At 67.9% G+C, this 505-nt stretch carries 1 protein-coding gene; it reads right to left on the bottom strand.

The features are described from left to right. On the bottom strand, positions 1 to 301 hold a 301-nt coding region (locus ACLJPL_RS34180), incomplete at its 3' end, for an ATP-binding protein (protein ID WP_411084828.1). Between the last annotated feature and the right edge of the window lie 204 nt (positions 302 to 505).

The following is a 505-nucleotide window of genomic DNA, read 5'->3' as shown; positions in this document are numbered from 1 at the left end:
CCGGATCGCCGTCCCAGACCACCACCTCGACCGCGTCGCCGACGATGCGCAGGTCCAGCAGCACCGGGCCCGGCGCGTACTTGCGGGCGTTGGTGACCAGTTCGCTGACCACCAGCTGGGTGAGGTCCATGGCGCGCTGCGAGACCGGCAGGCCGTACTCAGCCTGGACACGCGTGAGGAAGCCGGCGGCGAGGTGACGAGCCTTCGCGATGCACGTGCCGGCGCCTTCCAGGGCCACCGTGGTCTGTATGACCTCATCGTCCGGTACCGCGCTGTCCTCACCCACCGGGGCCGGTTCCATCGCGGCTCGCTTCTCCTACCCCGTTCACACCCCCGCGCGTACCCGCGCATGCCTGGTACACGCTTTACGCCCTCGATGGGAGGGCGTTACCCGCTCTGTGCCGGGCGGCACTGCAGGTGAGGGTTTTGGTGTGCCAGTATCACCGACATGGCCGAGGAAGAGATGGCAGACACCGAATCAGCTGTGCAGCCAGGCCAGTTGTCG

The sequence above is a fragment of the Streptomyces sp. cmx-18-6 genome, assembly GCF_046548915.1.
Taxonomy (GTDB): domain Bacteria; phylum Actinomycetota; class Actinomycetes; order Streptomycetales; family Streptomycetaceae; genus Streptomyces.
This window is presented reverse-complemented; position numbering and strand designations above follow the sequence as displayed.